The 16,347-nt window shown below is 61.1% G+C and carries 12 protein-coding genes; 5 read left to right on the top strand and 7 right to left on the bottom strand.

Translation table 11 applies throughout. From position 1 onward, the window contains the following. Positions 1-37: 37 nt before the first annotated feature. The 4 genes from ABC336_RS09085 to chrS form a co-directional block, all read right to left on the bottom strand. Entirely contained in the window at positions 38-232 is a 195-nt protein-coding gene (locus ABC336_RS09085) for a hypothetical protein (RefSeq protein ID WP_413238357.1), read from the bottom strand. A 72-nt stretch (positions 233-304) separates the two neighbouring features. Then, positions 305-859 carry a chromate efflux transporter ChrA gene (gene chrA, locus ABC336_RS09080; RefSeq protein WP_413238356.1) on the bottom strand — a complete coding sequence of 185 codons (555 nt, stop codon included), beginning with the start codon at positions 857-859 and terminating at the stop codon, positions 305-307. Continuing rightward, positions 846-1,496 (bottom strand): chromate efflux transporter ChrB, encoded by a 651-nt coding sequence (gene chrB, locus ABC336_RS09075; RefSeq protein WP_413238355.1) that lies wholly within the window; start codon positions 1,494-1,496, stop codon positions 846-848. Before chrB ends, chrA begins: the two co-directional genes overlap by 14 nt. Positions 1,497-1,498: 2 nt before the next feature. After that, on the bottom strand, positions 1,499-1,981 hold the full coding sequence (gene chrS / locus ABC336_RS09070; protein ID WP_413238354.1) for a chromate efflux transcriptional regulator ChrS: 483 nt from the start codon (positions 1,979-1,981) through the stop codon (positions 1,499-1,501). 218 nt (positions 1,982-2,199) lie between these two features. Here chrS and ggt point away from each other — a divergent pair, with 218 nt between their 5' ends. The 4 genes from ggt to ABC336_RS09050 all read left to right on the top strand — a co-directional run bounded on the left by ggt (position 2,200) and on the right by ABC336_RS09050 (position 6,884). Further along, complete coding sequence (ggt, locus tag ABC336_RS09065; protein WP_413238353.1) at positions 2,200-3,780, top strand: gamma-glutamyltransferase; 1,581 nt, start codon at positions 2,200-2,202, stop codon at positions 3,778-3,780. Positions 3,781-3,964: 184 nt separating this feature from the next. Then, entirely contained in the window at positions 3,965-5,206 is a 1,242-nt protein-coding gene (locus ABC336_RS09060) for an amidase (RefSeq protein WP_413238352.1), read from the top strand. A gap of 389 nt (positions 5,207-5,595) precedes the next feature. Then, positions 5,596-6,027: a GNAT family N-acetyltransferase gene (locus ABC336_RS09055; protein WP_413238351.1), complete on the top strand. Its 432-nt coding sequence runs from the start codon at positions 5,596-5,598 to the stop codon at positions 6,025-6,027. A gap of 53 nt (positions 6,028-6,080) precedes the next feature. Continuing rightward, on the top strand, positions 6,081-6,884 hold the full coding sequence (locus ABC336_RS09050) for a class I SAM-dependent methyltransferase (RefSeq protein WP_413238350.1): 804 nt from the start codon (positions 6,081-6,083) through the stop codon (positions 6,882-6,884). Here ABC336_RS09050 and ABC336_RS09045 read toward each other — a convergent pair. From ABC336_RS09045 to ABC336_RS09035, 3 genes are all read right to left on the bottom strand, one after another. Further along, positions 6,850-7,281, bottom strand: coding sequence for a hypothetical protein (locus ABC336_RS09045; protein ID WP_413238349.1), 432 nt, complete (start codon positions 7,279-7,281; stop codon positions 6,850-6,852). The genes ABC336_RS09050 and ABC336_RS09045 overlap by 35 nt on opposite strands. Before the next feature lie 215 nt (positions 7,282-7,496). After that, on the bottom strand, positions 7,497-8,258 hold the full coding sequence (locus ABC336_RS09040; RefSeq protein WP_413238348.1) for a MerR family transcriptional regulator: 762 nt from the start codon (positions 8,256-8,258) through the stop codon (positions 7,497-7,499). Positions 8,259-8,269: 11 nt separating this feature from the next. After that, positions 8,270-9,247, bottom strand: a complete 978-nt coding sequence (locus tag ABC336_RS09035) for an alpha/beta fold hydrolase (protein WP_413238347.1) — start codon at positions 9,245-9,247, stop codon at positions 8,270-8,272. Between the two features lie 273 nt (positions 9,248-9,520). Between ABC336_RS09035 and ABC336_RS09030 the strand changes: the two genes are divergently transcribed. Next, positions 9,521-16,219 carry an Ig-like domain-containing protein gene (locus tag ABC336_RS09030; protein WP_413238346.1) on the top strand — a complete coding sequence of 2,233 codons (6,699 nt, stop codon included), beginning with the start codon at positions 9,521-9,523 and terminating at the stop codon, positions 16,217-16,219. The last annotated feature ends 128 nt before the right edge of the window (positions 16,220-16,347 follow it).

Below are 16,347 nucleotides of genomic sequence, written 5' to 3'. Positions count from 1 at the left end.
TGCTTTTGAAGAGTCGGGTTGTACCAATCGCCTACTCCTACTCGGCCACGCTTGTAAGCAGCGAACGAAGTGCCGCGGCGCGGGAGCCGGAGATGGTATACATACTATTGTTGGACGCCATAATGATGATCCGCTGCAGTCCGAGTTGTCCCAGGTTCCCGGTCCAGTATGAGGCGACAAGCGCGAAAACGGCAAGTACAACGGCGAGTACGATAAGCGTTCGTCTAACCAACCCGCAACGCCCCCTTCCAAATCGTGGATACCTATTGGACGCTGCAGGAGGGGTTGAAGTTGCTGTGATACCCTACACCCAATTCACCAAAGGCACAACAATCGCCCCATAAGCAAACGCACAGATGATGACAAGCGCCGGGTGAATCTTGCGGATCTGCATCGCCCAGAACGCTACAGCTGCGATGAGCAGGGACTGGATGATGCCGATCGAAGCGATCGAGCTGTCTACAAACTGCCATGTCAGGAGCACCATCATGATCGCGATGACGGGCTGCACGAGCAGCGTGATGCCTTTGACGATGGGCGATTGACGGTGCTTGCGTAGGATCCGCAACATGAGCACCAAAGCGATAGCCGACGGAGCGATGGTGGCGAACAGCGCGATGAAGATGCCGATCCAACTGCCTGCGTCAAAGCCGACGAAAGCGGCGATCTTGGTCGCGATCGGGCCGGGCAGCGCGTTGCCAAGGGCGAGGATGTTGGAGAACTCCTCCGGTGTCGCCCAGCCGTGATTATCGACCACCTCTCGGTACATGAGCGGGATCGACGCTGGTCCGCCGCCGTATCCGAGCACATTGGCCACGAAGAATCCGACGAAGATGTTCCACCATTCAGTCCATGCCACTGCTCATTCCTCCCCCTTTCCTATGCTGCTGGTCGCGGATCCGTTTCTCCAGCTTGCGCTCCTGGCGCAGCTTCAGCCTCGCCACTGTATTCATATGAATCGCTCCGTAAGCGATGAAGATCATGATGACGACCGCAGGATGAACCTTTACCCCTTGGAGCATGGCAAAAGCCAAGGCAAAGAAGCCGATGCCTGCCGGAATGCCCAATCCTTTGACGGCTTTCTCGCCGAATTCGTATGCCATGACGCCGAGCATGACAGCCACCACGGGAATAACCGCGCCGATCATCCCCTGGATGATGGCAGAGCCGCTCAAAAACTGAACAAAGCTCAGCAATGCGATCATCGCCACACTGGAAGGCAGGATGTGCGCGAGCACGGAAATGACGGCCCCAAGCACGCCCTTCTGATGATAGCCCACATAAGCCGCCATCTTGGTGGCGATCGGGCCGGGCAGCGCATTGGCCAGCGCCAGAATCTCGCCGAACTCCTCGTCGTCCATCCACTTGTAGGCCGTTACGGCCTCGTAGCGGATGAGCGGGATAACGGAAGGCCCGCCGCCGTACCCGAGGATGCCGGTCTTGATCATCGCCCAGGACAGCTGGCCGTATTTGTTGTCTGCAACTGCTTCACTCATCGCTACAACCTCATCCCCATCCGGCTTTTGTAACGGTTGATCAGCAGCTGGCACTCGACGCTCATGATTCCGGGCAGGGTGTACAGTTTGTCTTTCATGAACTGCTCCATCTCCTCATTGTTGCGGAACAAGCCGTGCATATGGAGCTTGCTCGGTCCGGTCATATGATAGAGGCTGGTGACGAAAGGCTCGGTCGAGAGCTGATCGGCCACAGCATGCAGATGCTTGGGCTCCACCTCGACATTGAAAAAAGCGGACACCCGGATACCGATCTTCTCGGGGTTGATGACCGCAGTGAAGCGCTCGATGACGCCGGCGTCGGTGAGGGCGCCTACGCGGGCCTGGACGGCTACTCTGGAGAGACCGACTTCCTTCGCCAGATCTGTATAGGAGATACGTCCGTTCTCGTGCAGCAACGCGACGATCTTGCGGTCCGTGTCATCGAGTACGACCGGTGACGGTTCTGGATTGCTTTTTGCACTCATATGCTTCCCGTTCCCTTCTGGTTCGACGGATTACCAAATGAAATGATAACGTCCTTTTTACTTTCTATATGATCAAATATATACGCCTATTCGTTCGTTTTCAATATATTTTTTCGTTTTTAGCTGACATAACGGTTGAATGTTGACGAGCGAGATGGTAGATTAGAAACAGGAAATCATGTGAAGTTATCTATCATTTAGAGATGGGGATGGACGGGATGAGGCAAGCAGTGATAGGTTCGCAAGCGATGGTCGTCAGTCCGCATCATCTGGCGTCGGCAGCTGGTGCGCGCATCCTGGAACGCGGGGGCAATGCGTATGATGCGGCGATCGCGGTCAGTGCCGCGCTGGCTGTCGTCTACCCGCATATGACCGGGCTCGGCGGGGATTCGTTCTGGCTCGGGTGGCATCACCTGGAGGGCAAGGTACGGGGATACAATGCCAGCGGCCGTGCAGGCAGCAGCTGCACGATCGATGCCTACGAGGGGATGGATGCGATCCCGAATCGCGGCGTGCGCAGCGCCTTGACGGTGCCGGGCATGGTCGACGGATGGGCGGCTGTGCATGGCGAATACGGGCGCTTGCCCTGGGCGGAGGTGCTGGCTCCGGCGATCGGCTATGCGGAGGACGGCTTCCCGATGTCGCCCGATCAGGCGGCGCATACGATGGCGCACCGGGAGATGCTGGCGGCGACCGAGGCGACGGCAGCCGTCTACCTGCCGGGCGGTGTCCCGGCGGCGGCCGGCGAGCGGTTCCGGCAGCCAGATCTGGCACGGACGCTGCGGCGGATCGCCGAGCAGGGCAGAGACGAGTTCTATAAAGGAGAGACGGCGAGCGAGATTGCCGGTTATCTGGCCAAGCACGGCGGCCTGCTGACGGCGGAAGACCTGGCGGCGCACCGCGGCGACTGGGTAATGCCGGTGACCGGAGGCTACCGCGGCTACGAGCTATACCAGATGCCGCCCAATTCGCAGGGCTTCACCGGGATTATGACGCTGCAGATGCTGGAGCATTTTGACCTGTCCACGGTTCCGCACGGTTCGCACGACTATTACCAGCTCTGTATCGAGGCGCTCAAGCGGAGCTTCCGCGACCGCAACCGCTATTTGAGCGACCCGGCATTTACGGAGGTGCCTTTGGAGAGACTGCTGTCCCGGGAGTATGCGGCGACGTTGGCTTCAAGCATCGACCTCAAGCAGGCTGCCGACGAAGAAGCCGTCTCACTGGGCAGCGACACGGCTTATGCGGCGGTCGTGGATGAGGAGGGCAATGCTGTCTCCTTCATCCAGAGCTTGTACTTCGAGTACGGCTCGGGTGTCGTCGCCGGGAATACCGGGGTGCTGCTGCAGAATCGAGGCTCCTTCTTCTCGCTGGATCCGGAGCATGTCAATGTGCTGCAGCCGGGCAAGCGCACCTTCCATACGCTGATGCCGGCGATGGCTCTCCGGGGCGGCAAGCCCGCCATCCTCTACGGCACGCAGGGCGGCGAGGGCCAGCCGCAGACGCAGACGGCGATCTTCACGCGGATGGTCGACTACGGCATGGACCCGCAGCAGGCGATCAACGAGCCGCGCTGGGTATGGGGCCGCACCTGGGGCGAGGCGACGCGGGAGCTCAAGGTGGAGAGCCGGGTGGCGCCGGAGGTGCTGGCTTCGCTGGCGGCGGCGGGGCATCAGGTACGTGCAGTCGGTGATTATGACGGCATCATGGGCCATGCCCACGCGATCGTGCGGGATGAGCACGGCTTCCTGCAAGGCGGCTCCGATCCGCGCAGCGATGGTGCGGCCATCGGGTGGTAAACCCGATGTGTATAAGCGTCAGGACCAGGGCAGCAGCGACAATCGAATTTGTGCTCAGGACGGATGACGGGCGAAGCGAGCGGCCTCGAATTTCGGAACGTTTCAGGAGAGTAGACGGGGTGGTGCTCGCATCGTGTTGCGACATACAGCATTTTCTAAACGGGGGAAGGGGAGAGAGGGAAGAATGACTAACAGCGCGGCAAGCGAGACACAGGTGAGCGGGATCGCCGCTGGCGGGGCCTATATTAATAAGGAGCTCCATCTGAAACCGACGGGGAGCGGCAGTCTGGACGGCCTGACCTTTGCAGTGAAGGACGTATTCGACATCGCTGGACATGTATCATCTGCCGGTAATCCGGACTGGCTGCGGACGCACGGTCCGGCCGAGACGCATGCAGCGGTAGTGCAGCAGCTGCTGGGTGCAGGTGCGGCGATGCGGGGCGCGACCGTAACGGACGAGGTCATGTACAGCATCAATGGCGAAAATGCCCACTACGGCACGCCGCTCAATCCGGCAGCCCCGGGACGGATCCCGGGCGGCTCCTCGAGCGGCTCGGCTTCGGCGGTAGCCCAGGGCTTGGCGGATATCGGCATCGGTACCGACACCGGCGGCTCTGTAAGGGTACCCTCAGCATATTGCGGACTATATGGCATGCGGCCGACGCATGACACCGTGGACGCTAGCGGGCTGATCCCGCTGGCGCCGAGCTTTGACACGGTCGGCTGGATGGCGCGGAGCGCAGAGGTCCTGCTGCGTGCCGGTCGCGTGCTGCTGGGCGGGCAAGGGCAAGATGGTGTCAGCACGGAGCGACCGGACGAGACTGCAGGCGCATTTCAAAAGCTGCTGGTGGCCGAGGATATGTGGGCGCTGGCTGACGCTCCTACCCGCGAGGCGCTGACGGCGTATCTGCCTGAGTTGGAGCGGCGTGTAGCTGCGGCCGAACGGGTAACGCTGGCGCCGGAAGGGCTGAGCGAGTGGATGGCCGCCTTCCGCCATATCCAGGGTATCGAGATCTGGGAGGCGCATGGCGCGTGGATCGGCGAGGTGCAGCCGGCATTTGGACCGGGCATCGCCGACCGCTTCGCCTGGGCCGCGACGCTGCGGCGGGAGGACCATGAAGCGTCCTACCGCAAGCGCGAGGAGGTGCGGGAGCGGCTGCTCGGATTGCTGGACGGCGGCGCAGTCATCGTCGCGCCGACCGTGCCCGGCATCGCGCCGCTGCAGGGGCTGAGCGGCGAGGCGGTCGAGCGCAGCCGGGTGGCGACGCTGCAGCTGAGCTGTCCGGCCGGGCTGGCGGGGCTGCCGCAGCTGACGCTGCCGCTGCGCGGCGAAGGCGGCATGCCGGTCGGCTGCTCGCTGATCGCCGGCCCGGGCCAGGACCTGCGGCTGCTGGAATTGGCGGCGGTGCTGGCAGGCAGCGCTTAGCGTAGGCTGAGTGCGGGGCGCTCGGGAGCTGGCAGGAGGCGCCTAAGGGCGCGGGAGAGTTGGCAGGAGGCGCCTAAGGGAGCTGGAGAGAGTTTGGGGTCGGCGGGTGAGATGCGGCATCGCTCCTCTGGCTGGCGGCTGACAACGGCGCATATTCGGAGATGTCTGCATCACGGCCGGAGGTGCCTGCCGCTGTTGTTTGTTGATAGGCTACTGATGATGATCTGCCGACGCCGGCAGGTCTTTTTGTCATTCCCGCCTAAGGATGCCAGCACTCTAAGGCTAATTTCTAGATCTGCAGCCGCACAAGCATCAATGAAATTCTGGGTTGCCATTATCCAATACTTGGGTTAAAGTAGGTAAAATCATTTGCCGAGGAGGCAGACTCTATGTCCATTAGCATCGCTGCAACAGAGGAAGACATCCTGGCTACATATCCGCTGATGAAGCAGCTTCGTCCGCATCTGGAAGCTTCGCATTACAGTCAGCGCATCCGGGAGCTGCAGGCGGATCGCGGGTACCATTTGGCCGTCTTGGTCGACGAGGGTAGCGCCCGGGCCTGTGCCGGTTTTCGGCTATGCGATTCCTTGGCGTGGGGCCGGCATCTGTATGTGGACGATCTCATCACCGATGAGGCGAGCCGCGGCAAGGGGTATGCGGGACAACTGTTCGACTGGCTGGAGGAGGAAGCAAGCAGACTCGGGTGCGCCGAGCTGCATCTGGATTCGGGCGTGCATCGGCACGATGCGCACCGTTTCTACCTGAATCGCAAGATGAACATCACCTGCCACCATTTCGCTATATCGTATGATCGCCCGTAAGCGGGAGACGATTCGCCGCCATGCCCGTCACCCATTCGAAAGGAGGAAGCGCCATGCAAGAGCATCTGGACCGCATTCGAGACGAGTTTCAAAAACAAGCCAGAGGCTTCGCTAATCCGCAGTTGACCATGAATCAGGAGGGTTACCTCCAGTGGATCCTTGATAGTCTGACCCTATCGAAGTCGATGACCGTGCTCGATGTCGCAGCAGGCACCGGCATCCTGAGCCGGGCGATCGCGCCTCACGTCCTGCAGGTGGTGTCGGCGGATCTGTCGGATGATATGATCAGGGAAGGCATCAGACTGAATACGGAGCACAAGCTGGACAACATCGTCTACCGTCAGACGGATGCGGCAAGCCTGCCTTTTGCGGATGGGGCGTTCGATCTGGTTGTAAGCCGGTTTGCCTTTCACCACTTTGTCGATCCTGGCGCGGTGCTGGACGAGATGGTCCGGGTCTGCAAGCCGCAGGGAAGAGTTGGCGTCATCGACATGTCGGGGCCGGAAGATCCGGTCCAGTATGAGGGTTACAATCATTATGAACGACTGCGCGATCCGTCCCACACGTACGCGCTTCGGCACAGTTACCTGACAGAGCTGTTTCAGGAGCGGCAGTTGGGCCCGGAGCGAGCGGACTTGCTCGATGTACCGGTGCACGTCCAGCGTTGGATGAATCTCACCCAGCCGGCACCCGAGGTGAGGGACCAGATCGAGCGGGAGCTGCGGGAAGATCTGGCGAGTCCGGAGCGGCAGACGGGCATGCGTCCTTACGAGCAATCGGGCGAGCTGAAGTTCATGCAGCAGTGGTCCAAGATCATCGGCATCAAACCGCAACAAAGAGCAGTACGCCAGCTTTGATGAACACTACAACTATTTTGAGTACGATGTCCAGGCTGAAGCGCTCGATGGATGAGAGACTGCCAACACGAGGCTGTGCCAAAAACCAGCTTGCCCTCAAAAGTGCCAATGGGTGCGGAATCGAGTCTGGGGCATTCTGAAAAACAGACTTACTTGGCGGGACAGAGCGACTGATCCAAGTGAACTGGACGGAACTCACAGGCGCTATTTCGCTAAAACAAGGCGTTCCCCGGGCGTAACGGAGCTGTGCGCCTTTATTGGCAGCAACAAGCGTGCATTCGAGGTTTTTTGCCGGATAAAGGCTTCCAGTTCCGTTAGCATCGTTCTTGACGGGGAAATAGGCGGCATAAGGTACCTGAGTTGAGTTGGCGGCATCTCCATCCACCCATCCATCCACTCATGCACCCATCCACAGGCCGGTCATCTGTTACGAACGAATCGTGGCGTCCCTCGATCATCAACCGATGATTGTTGGGACAGCCCGGAGGCGGATAAGCCCTCCCGACAAACGGTATCCGGTTGTTCCACCGCTCTCATCCTGCTGAACTCCGCGTACAGGAGGCGGCGTCCAGAGAGCGGTTATTTCGCGTTGTGCCAAAGCCCCGCCGCCGGCTACCCCTGTGGTTCGCCGCCGCCATAGTGCTCGATCACCTGCTGCAGGTACGGCTCGCCTTCGGCCATCAGGTCCCGCTCCCCCTGGCTCCAGCTGGCGCGGTTTTCGTCTACCCGCTGGAACGCTGCCGTGATGGCGGGGTCGCCCGACGTCACACGCGCCACCATCGCCTGCCAGTCCTCGAACAGCGCCTTCGCCAGATCGGAGGCGAGCGGGACGCCGGAGGCATGATAGGCGGCAGCATAAACCATCAGCCGGCGGAATTCATCGTAGAAGTCCAGCATCTCTTTCCGGGTGGGGAACAGCTTGCTGAATAGTGCGAGGTCCGCCTCCGGAAAGGCGTACTCGCCCCAATGGTCGACCGGATCAAGCTCCAGCGCCTGCATCAGGCAAGACAACACCTCCCACGGCATGCTGTAGCCGGCCGAGAGCAGGTTCTGGGACACCTCGATGCCGTGCAGCTTGGCCTGTACGCTCTCGAGCTGCCGGTGCAGCAGCCTGCTCTGCGCCTCCAGCATCGCTTCCATCGAAGCTTTGGAGCCCGCCGACGCCAGCTTCACCTTGATCTGCTCCAGAGAGAAGCCCAGGCTTTTGTAAAAGTTGATCTGGGTCAACCGCTGCAAGTGATCCTCGTCATACACGCGGTGTCCATTTTCATCTCTGGTCGCTGTGAGCAGACCTTCATTATCGTAATACTGGAGCGTCCGCCGGGATACTCCGCTTATGTCGGCCAACTCCTTGACCGTGTAGGTTCGTCGCATAGGGCAGTCCTCTATTCAATGGCAAGAATGAACGCATCGATCGCGGCAGCCAGCTCCGCCGGATATTCGCCGTTGATGGCATGGGAAGCCTCTTCGATGACGAGCACCTCACTCGATGGGTGGGTCAAGCCTTCCCGGGCTGCCGCCTCGGCTTGCTCAGGATGATGAATCGTCGAGCTCCCCGCGATGATGGCCAGGACAGGAAGGGACAGCGCGGTCAGATCTTCCTTCTTGAATTCGGTGGGCATCGGCAGCTTGCTCTTGAACGCACGCATCCCTGTCTCGATCAGTCTAGCGGTCGGATCATCCTCGTCGATCACCGCGCCGCCGGCGATATAGCTCAGCATCCGCTCGCGGATCGATTGGGGGACGATCGGCAGCGAGGCGGGGATCGAGACCAGCACCATCTTCAGCGGAATCGGGCCAAAGACATGGACGGGATCTACCAGAATCAGCGAGGCCACTTGCGGCACATCTTCCTGTAACATTACATTGACCGCGCTCCAGCCGCCGAAGGAGAGACCCAGCAGATGGAGGCGGGGTTCATCCAGTGCAGCGATGACTTCACGCAGCCATATGGCCTGATCCTCATTATCCTCGATCCGGACCTGTTCGACGCTAAGGCCAGGCTCTCCCAATAAGTCTATCGTATAGACCGGGCGCTCGCGAATCAAGTCGGCCAGGTTGGCCTCCCACATCGGAGTGGACGCCGACTTGCCGGGCAGCAGCAGGAGCGGGGTTTCATCCATCGCAGCAGGCTCCTGAAATTTATACAGCCGCACCTCACCAAACGATGTGACGATCGTCCTCGTCTCCACAGGGACAGGCAGATGCTGCATCGCTTCCTCGTAAACGGTCTTGAACTCCGCTTCGCTCTCCGCACTCACAAATCCCGACAGGGAGCCGTCATCATAGAACAGCACGAATCCCAGTACTCCGATCACAAGAGTGATGATGATAACGCCGGTCCAAAGCAGCTTTTTCTTCATGATGTCTCTCTCCTTATATCCTGATATGGTCTCAGCTTATCCTATTACGTTGCGTAATAGGCAAGGGGGGGAGAAGGGGTTCGGGAGGGATCGGCGCCGTCATCGAAATAAACTTCCTCAGATTTTCAATCTCTTCATTCTGTCATAACATCCCGCTGATATTCGATAGGTAAAGTTGAAAAGGCTCTGTGTGCGCAGGTGCGGACATGGAGGTCCAGGCTTTTCGATGCCTATACCTGAGCGACAGTTGACGGGAAGAGGGAGGAATAAAACGTGAAACGAATAGTGAGACAGCTGCATGTGGTGTTGGCTTCATTGTTGGTCTTATCTCTGCTCCAGCCGGCGGCGGCCCGCGCGGCGATGCCGGAGCTGCCCGAGACCGGGTACGGCAAGGTGCTCGATGTCCGCAAAACCGAGCTTGCGCCGGGAGCGATCTATACTTGGTATGACCTGGAGGATCACCGGGGCAATCAGAAAGTACATATGGTGGAATTTGACCCGAACTCGCCGCACTTGGAGCTGCGAGCTGGCACCAAGGACGGCTATGTGTACGGGATGAAAGGCGTCACCGAAATGGCGGCTCATCTCGATGGCCCCGGCAATCGGGTCATCGCAGGCGTCAACGGAGATTTCTACGACATCTCCGGTACGGCGACAGGCGTACCCAACGGCATGTTCATGGACGGGGGCAAGATCCTGACGAGCCCGTCTTCAAGCTTTGCCTTTGGACTCCGGGCCGACGGCACATCGATTTATGGTTCGCCCCAGCTCGACCGGTCGATCACGATCGGCGGAGCGACGACAAACCTGACCCATATCAACCGGCACCGGGGCGCCAATGCGCTGGTGCTCTATACGTCGGACTATTATACGTCGACAAGATCCGGGGCGGACGGCACTGAGGTGGTCCTGGATATCGTCTCCGGCGAGGTGAAGAGCGGCGAGACGATGCAGCTGCAGGTACTAGAGATCCGCAGCGGGCAAGGAGATACGCCGCTTGCGGCGGGACAAGTCGTCCTCTCTGCCTCGGGATCGGCGGTGCCGGCGATCGCCGGACTGCAGCCGGGCGACGAGGTGTCTGCCAGCTTCCAGCTGCAGGGCGAATGGGCGGACGTGCTCCTGGCCATCGGCGGCAACGGCCCGCTGGTGAAGGATGGCGTGCCGCAGGATACCGGCTTCAATGCCGGCGTCCATCCCCGTACAGCCATCGGCACCAAAGCCGACGGTTCGATCGTGCTCTTCGAAGTGGACGGCCGGCAGCCGGGCACCAGCGAAGGCGTCCAGACCAATGAGCTGGAGCGGATGCTGCTCGATGTCGGGGTCGTCGATGCGATGAATCTGGATGGCGGCGGCTCGTCGACCTTCGTCGCCCGCATGCCGGGCACGGGCGGCGTCCGGATGATGAATACGGGCTCGGACGGCGGCGAACGCCGCACCGGCAACGGACTTCTGCTGATCAATACGGCGCCGGAGCTGGGCGAGGCCGCGCGCCTAGCTGTCTCGCCGGGCGCGGAGCGTATCCTGCAGGGCTCCACCCTTACCTTCAGCGCCGCCGGCATCGATGCCAACGGCCACCCGGTAACCGTAGCTGCAAGTCCGCAGTGGCAAGTGACGCCGGAGCTCGGGACGATCGATGAGCAGGGCGTCTTTACGGCTGGCGACCAGCCGGGCTTTGCCGCCGTGCTAGCCGCTGCCGCAGCGGTTCAGGGCGAGGCGGCTATCGAAGTGGTGACCGTACTCGACTCGCTGCACTTCCCCGAAGCCAATCGGTCGCTGGCTCCCGGTGCGGAGCTGACGCTGCAAGTGACAGCGCTGCGCGACGGTCAGCGCATCCATGCCAGCAACCGCAGCTTCACGTGGGAAGTGACCGGCGACATCGGCACCATCGATGAGAACGGCCGCTTCACGGCAGCCGATGACAGCGGCCTGGAAGGCCAGATCATCGCCAGGTATGGCGAGATTGAAGCTGTCATGCAGGTCGTGATCGGCCAGCCGCCGGTCATCCTGGAGGGCTTCGAGGACGGGATAGGCGCTTATCGGGCTACAGGCGCCCAGTTCCGCTCGGTCAACATTGAGGAAGTGACGGATCCCGACTATGTGCGCAGCGGCGAGAAGTCGGTCAAGCTGCAATATGACTTTACCGGCACCAGCGGCACCTCCGGCGTGTACCTGCAATCAACCGCGCCGGGCAACCTGGAGATCCCTGGTTATCCCCAGAAGATCAGTATGTGGGTATATGGCGACGGCAACAATCATTGGCTGCGCGGACAGATTACCGACGGCAACAATGGGACGATCAATCTGGATTTCACCGACTCCGTCCCCGGTGTGGATTGGACAGGCTGGCGCTATGTCGAGGCGGACGTCCAGCAGGGGCGGCCGCTGCCCCTGCGGATGGTGCAGGCGGTCCGGTATATGGAGACGAGCAACCTGAAAAAGGATGCCGGCGCCATCTACATCGACGATATCCGTGCCGTCTACGGTCCCATCGAGGAGGATCGTACGCCGCCAGTCATCCGGGCGCTGAGCCCGGCGCCCGATGCGATCGTCACCGAGGCAACCCCCGAGATCAGAGTGATCGCGGAGGATGCGGGCTACGATCCGGGTCAGCACCCGGGGACGACGCTGATCGATCCGGACAGCATCCGCGTGTACCTTAATGACGAGCGGGTGGAGCATAGTCTGTATCCGCCGGAAGGACGCATCGCGTACCGCCCGGTGACCCCGCTCCCCGAGGGGCGTCACAAGGTGAAGGTGGCTGCACGGGATCTGAGCGGCAACCAGACGATCCGCGAGTGGTATTTTACGGTCAATATGGGCTCGCCCTACTACGCCTATGAGACGCCGGAGACGGTCTTCACCGGCCGGACGTATACGCTGGACATCTCGGCTGCCCAGGCGGCGGAGCTGACCGGCGGCGATCTGTCCTTTACCTTCGACCCTGCTAAGGCGGGGAATCTGGAAGTGGTCCGGGGCGCCAAGCTGACGGAAGAACAGCTGGCGTCGGCGGTGAACGACACGACCGGGCAAGTGAGTCTGGAATTCAGCCGATTGGACGGCACGTTGCTCGCCGAGGAAGATTGGATAGCTCAGATTCGCTATACGATCAAGCCGGATGTCCTCGGTCCTTATATTATGGATCAGGTGGAGGGAGGAGTCTCCGGGGAGCATGTGATCGCCTTTGCCTCGGGCACGATCGAGACGGCAGACGGCGCCTCGCAGCCGTTCATCGGTCATTCGCCAAGATCGCGGGTCGAAGCGGAGCTGAAGCTGACGTGGGATCATTATGCGACGGCTTTGGGCGAGCCTGCGGTCTTCACAGTCGCCGAGATGGCCGGGGGAGCCAAGGTTGAGGGGGCCGATCTGCTAGTAGACGGCGAGCGGCTCGGCAGCGGACAGTCCGGTGCGGACGGCAAGCTGACATCGGCGGAGGCGACCGGAGAGGCGGGCGCCTACCGGGTGCAGGCCGTGCGCGGCGACGCGTACAGCCCGATTATGACCTTCACAGTAGCTCCTTCGGCGGGCACACGCGAGCCTTATAATATCAGCGTGACGATGGGCAATGACGCGCAGTCCAGCCGCCAATTTGCATGGCATACCCACCCGGAGGTAACGGATACGGTCGTCGAGCTTGTGGAGCAAGCGGCGTTTACCGATTTTGAGGCAGGCGACGTCATCCGGATCCAGGGCGAGAGCTCGACTTATACGACGTTCAAGGATGGGACGATGCGTGTGCACAAGGCGACGGCTGCCGGGCTGGAGCCGGGTACCGCCTATGTGTATCGGGTAGGCGATGGTGCCGGTTATGTGAGCGCACAGGGCACATTCCGTACGAGCGATCCTGATGCAGCATCGACGCAGTTTCTGTTCCTGACCGACTCGCAAGGGGGAGATGCCAGTCAATTTGAGACATGGGGACGGACGCTGGACAAGGCGCTGACTTATATGCCGGAGCCGGAGTTCCTGCTGCATGGCGGGGACTTGATCGACAAAAGCTTCGAGCAGCGGGAATGGAACTGGTGGTTCGAATACGCCCAGGAGGAGCTACTGAACACGACGCTCGTCCCGGTCATCGGCAACCATGAGGTGAACGGAAGCAACGGGTACGGCGATTACCTGGCTCACCTCAACAACCCGGATAATGGTCCGGTTGGTTCGCAAGGCATCAGCTTTTCCTTCGACGTGCAGGATACCCATATCGTCGTGTTGAACACGGAGGGGAGCGTCGCTAGCTTCCAAGAGCAGGCGGAGTGGCTGGATCAGGATCTCGCCGCGAGCGACAAGAAGTGGACGGTGGTAGCGCTGCATCAGGGGCCGTATGGCAGTACCTATGCCAACACCAACGTTCAATCGCTGTGGGTGCCGCTGTTCGACAAGTATGAGGTTGATCTCGTCTTGAGCGGTCATGATCATATCTACCTGCGAACTTATGCCATGCAAGGCAATGAGATTTCCCCGGATGGTCGGGGGACGCGATATGTCATCGGCGGCTCGTCGGGAACCAAGTTCTATCCGTTGACGCCAAGGCCGTATCAGGAGGTTGTGTTTGCCGAGAGGGAGCAGGTGTACACCGCTGTCCAGATCGAGGGCGACGAGTTGACGCTCACTGCCCGGGCGGTTCATGGCAATGCGGAGCAAGAGGTTGACCGGTTCACGCTGACCAAGGAAGATCGGGAGGAGCCGGTGCCGGTAACTGTGACCGTGGATCCGCCGACAGCGGGGATGGCGCTGCAGGAGACGCTCCAGCTGCAGGCGACAGTGACGCCGGAGACGGCGCCGTCGCAGGAAGTAACGTGGTCGGTCGTCGACGCACAGCCGGAAGGCGCAGTGACTGTAGACGAGCATGGGCTGGTGACGGCAGTCATGCCGGGGACGGCGACTGTGCGGGCGACCAGCGTGTTGTCTGAGGACGCTTATGCAGATAGTGTGATCACGGTGGCCGATGCGGTCGTCGGTATCGAGCTGCAAGGCTTGCTGGAGCTGAAGCCGGGCGAGTCGGATCAAGTCAGTGTGGAGGCAGTCTATGCTTCCGGAGAGCGGACGCCGCTCTCGGAAGGGCTTGTGTTCTCCAGCAGCGATCCCGAGATCGCGGCGATCGATGAGCAGGGCTTGGTGACGGCGATGCAAGTGGGCGAGGCCGAGATCTCCGTCAGCTATGGCGACCTGGAGGATGCGTACCGACTCACAGTGACCGAGGCTGATCCGGTACTGACAGCTATTGAGCTCGAAGGACCGGCTGAGCTGGCTGTAGGCGAGGTGGGCAGTACCGTTACTAATGCCGTGTATAGCAACGGTGTGAGAGAGCCGCTCACCGAACGGCTGACTTTCGCAAGTTCCGATCCCGAGGTCGCGGCTGTGTCGGAGGCGGGCGAGATCACCGCATTGTCCGAGGGCACGGCGACGATCCAGGTCACCTATCTGGAGCTGACAGCAGAGTTGGAGGTGCGGGTCTATGCGGAGACGATAGAGCCGGAGCTGGATCGTCTGGAGCTGTCGGGACTGCCTGCGACACTAACGGCCGGACAGCGGCGGACACTCACTGTCGAAGCGATCTACACTGACGAGACGCGTAGGGACGTGACCGAGGAAGCAGTATTCGCCAGCAGTGAAACGCGGGTCGCTGACGTGTCGGAAGCAGGCGTCGTCACTGCGCGTCAGGCGGGCCGCACCGAGATTACAGCCAGCTATGAAGGCTTGACGGCAACGGCAATGCTGCAGGTGCAGAACGCCTGGGCGCCAGACCCGCCGACAACACCGGAGCCTCCTGTGACTGAGGAGCCTGAGGAGCCGGCAGTGCCGGAGCAACAGGAACAGCCGGAGCCGGAGCAACCGGAGCCGGCTAAGCCGGGGCAACTGGAGCCGACGATGGAGCAGCTGCAGTCTGCGAGCGGCGGTCGCCCGGTCGTCCTGGCCTATGAGGGCAAGCTGTCGACACTCGTCCTGCCGGGCCACGCAGCCGAGCTGCTGGGCGGGTCGGCGCTGACTGTGACGGCGGATAATCTGACACTGACGATCCCGCGGTCGGTATTGGCGGAGCTGATGCGCGAGCTGCCTGCCGGGGACCGTCAGCGAGGCAAGATCACGCTGCAGGTCGCGCCGCTGACACCGGGGCAGACGGTGCAGTTCGTAGCGGAAGCGTCCGCGCAGAGCGGCGCAGCCGTCCGCGCAGCGAGCGAGGTGCTGACGTTTTTGCTTCATGCAGAGGATGCTGCAGGGGCTGTCCGTATGCTGGATAAACATCCGACTGCAATCTCGATTACCTTGCCGGTCGACCCTGATATCGATCCTGCACTGACAGGTCTGTACGGGGTGACGGAAGCGGGAGCACTGGTCTATATCGGCGGCAAGGTCGAAGGCGGCCAGTTGACCGCAGAGCTGGCACAGTTCAACAGATATGCTGTTCTGGAGTATGACAAAACTTTTGCAGACTTGCCTGCCCAGCATTGGGCCGCGATGACGGTGAAGCGGCTGTCGGCCAGACAGCTGGTAAACGGCGTCGCCGAGGACCGCTTCCAGCCGACAGGGCAGGTGACGCGGGCGGAGTTCGCCGCGATGCTCGCACGCGTCCTTGGTCTGGAGAGCGGAGGCAGTACGTCGTTTGCCGACGTCCCTGCTGACCAATGGTACGCGCAGGAAGTAGCTGCGGCGCATTCGGCAGGCATCGTCAATGGTGTGGACGGGGACAGCTTTGCGCCGAAGGCGCGAGTTACCCGACAGGAGATGGCGACGATGCTCATCAGAGCTTACGTGTATGCTACGGGCAATACGCCTTCGGCGGAATCGGGAGAATCCGGCTTTACCGATCTTGCCGGCGCGCCTGTTTGGGCGCAAGCCGCGATCGGCGCCGCACGCGGGTTGGGATTGATCCAGGGCCGAGAGCCCGGCCGCTTCGAGCCGGCAGGCCACGGCACCCGCGCCGAGAGTGCGCAGCTGATCCTCAATCTGGTGCAGCTGCTGGAGAGCGGCGAGTAATCATACCTTTGTCGACGGTGACCAATCCAGGTGATTATGAACTGCATCCCGTCAAGTAGACAGTAATAAAAGTGAATTAAGCGGCCTTTGTCCACAATTCCGTGGGACGGAGGCCGTTTAGTTTTGCC

This window comes from Paenibacillus jepli (assembly GCF_047238105.1).
In the GTDB taxonomy this organism is placed as follows: Bacteria; Bacillota; Bacilli; order Paenibacillales; family Paenibacillaceae; genus Paenibacillus_D.
This window is presented reverse-complemented; position numbering and strand designations above follow the sequence as displayed.

Coding starts and splice junctions, on each gene's coding strand:
- ggt (WP_413238353.1), top strand. CDS start 2,200: ATGAGGCAAGCAGTGATAGGTTCGCAAGCGATGGTCGTCAGTCCGCAT.
- chrS (WP_413238354.1), bottom strand. CDS start 1,981: ATGAGTGCAAAAAGCAATCCAGAACCGTCACCGGTCGTACTCGATGAC.
- chrB (WP_413238355.1), bottom strand. CDS start 1,496: ATGAGTGAAGCAGTTGCAGACAACAAATACGGCCAGCTGTCCTGGGCG.
- ABC336_RS09035 (WP_413238347.1), bottom strand. CDS start 9,247: ATGAAGAAAAAGCTGCTTTGGACCGGCGTTATCATCATCACTCTTGTG.
- ABC336_RS09055 (WP_413238351.1), top strand. CDS start 5,596: ATGTCCATTAGCATCGCTGCAACAGAGGAAGACATCCTGGCTACATAT.
- ABC336_RS09040 (WP_413238348.1), bottom strand. CDS start 8,258: ATGCGACGAACCTACACGGTCAAGGAGTTGGCCGACATAAGCGGAGTA.
- ABC336_RS09060 (WP_413238352.1), top strand. CDS start 3,965: ATGACTAACAGCGCGGCAAGCGAGACACAGGTGAGCGGGATCGCCGCT.
- ABC336_RS09050 (WP_413238350.1), top strand. CDS start 6,081: ATGCAAGAGCATCTGGACCGCATTCGAGACGAGTTTCAAAAACAAGCC.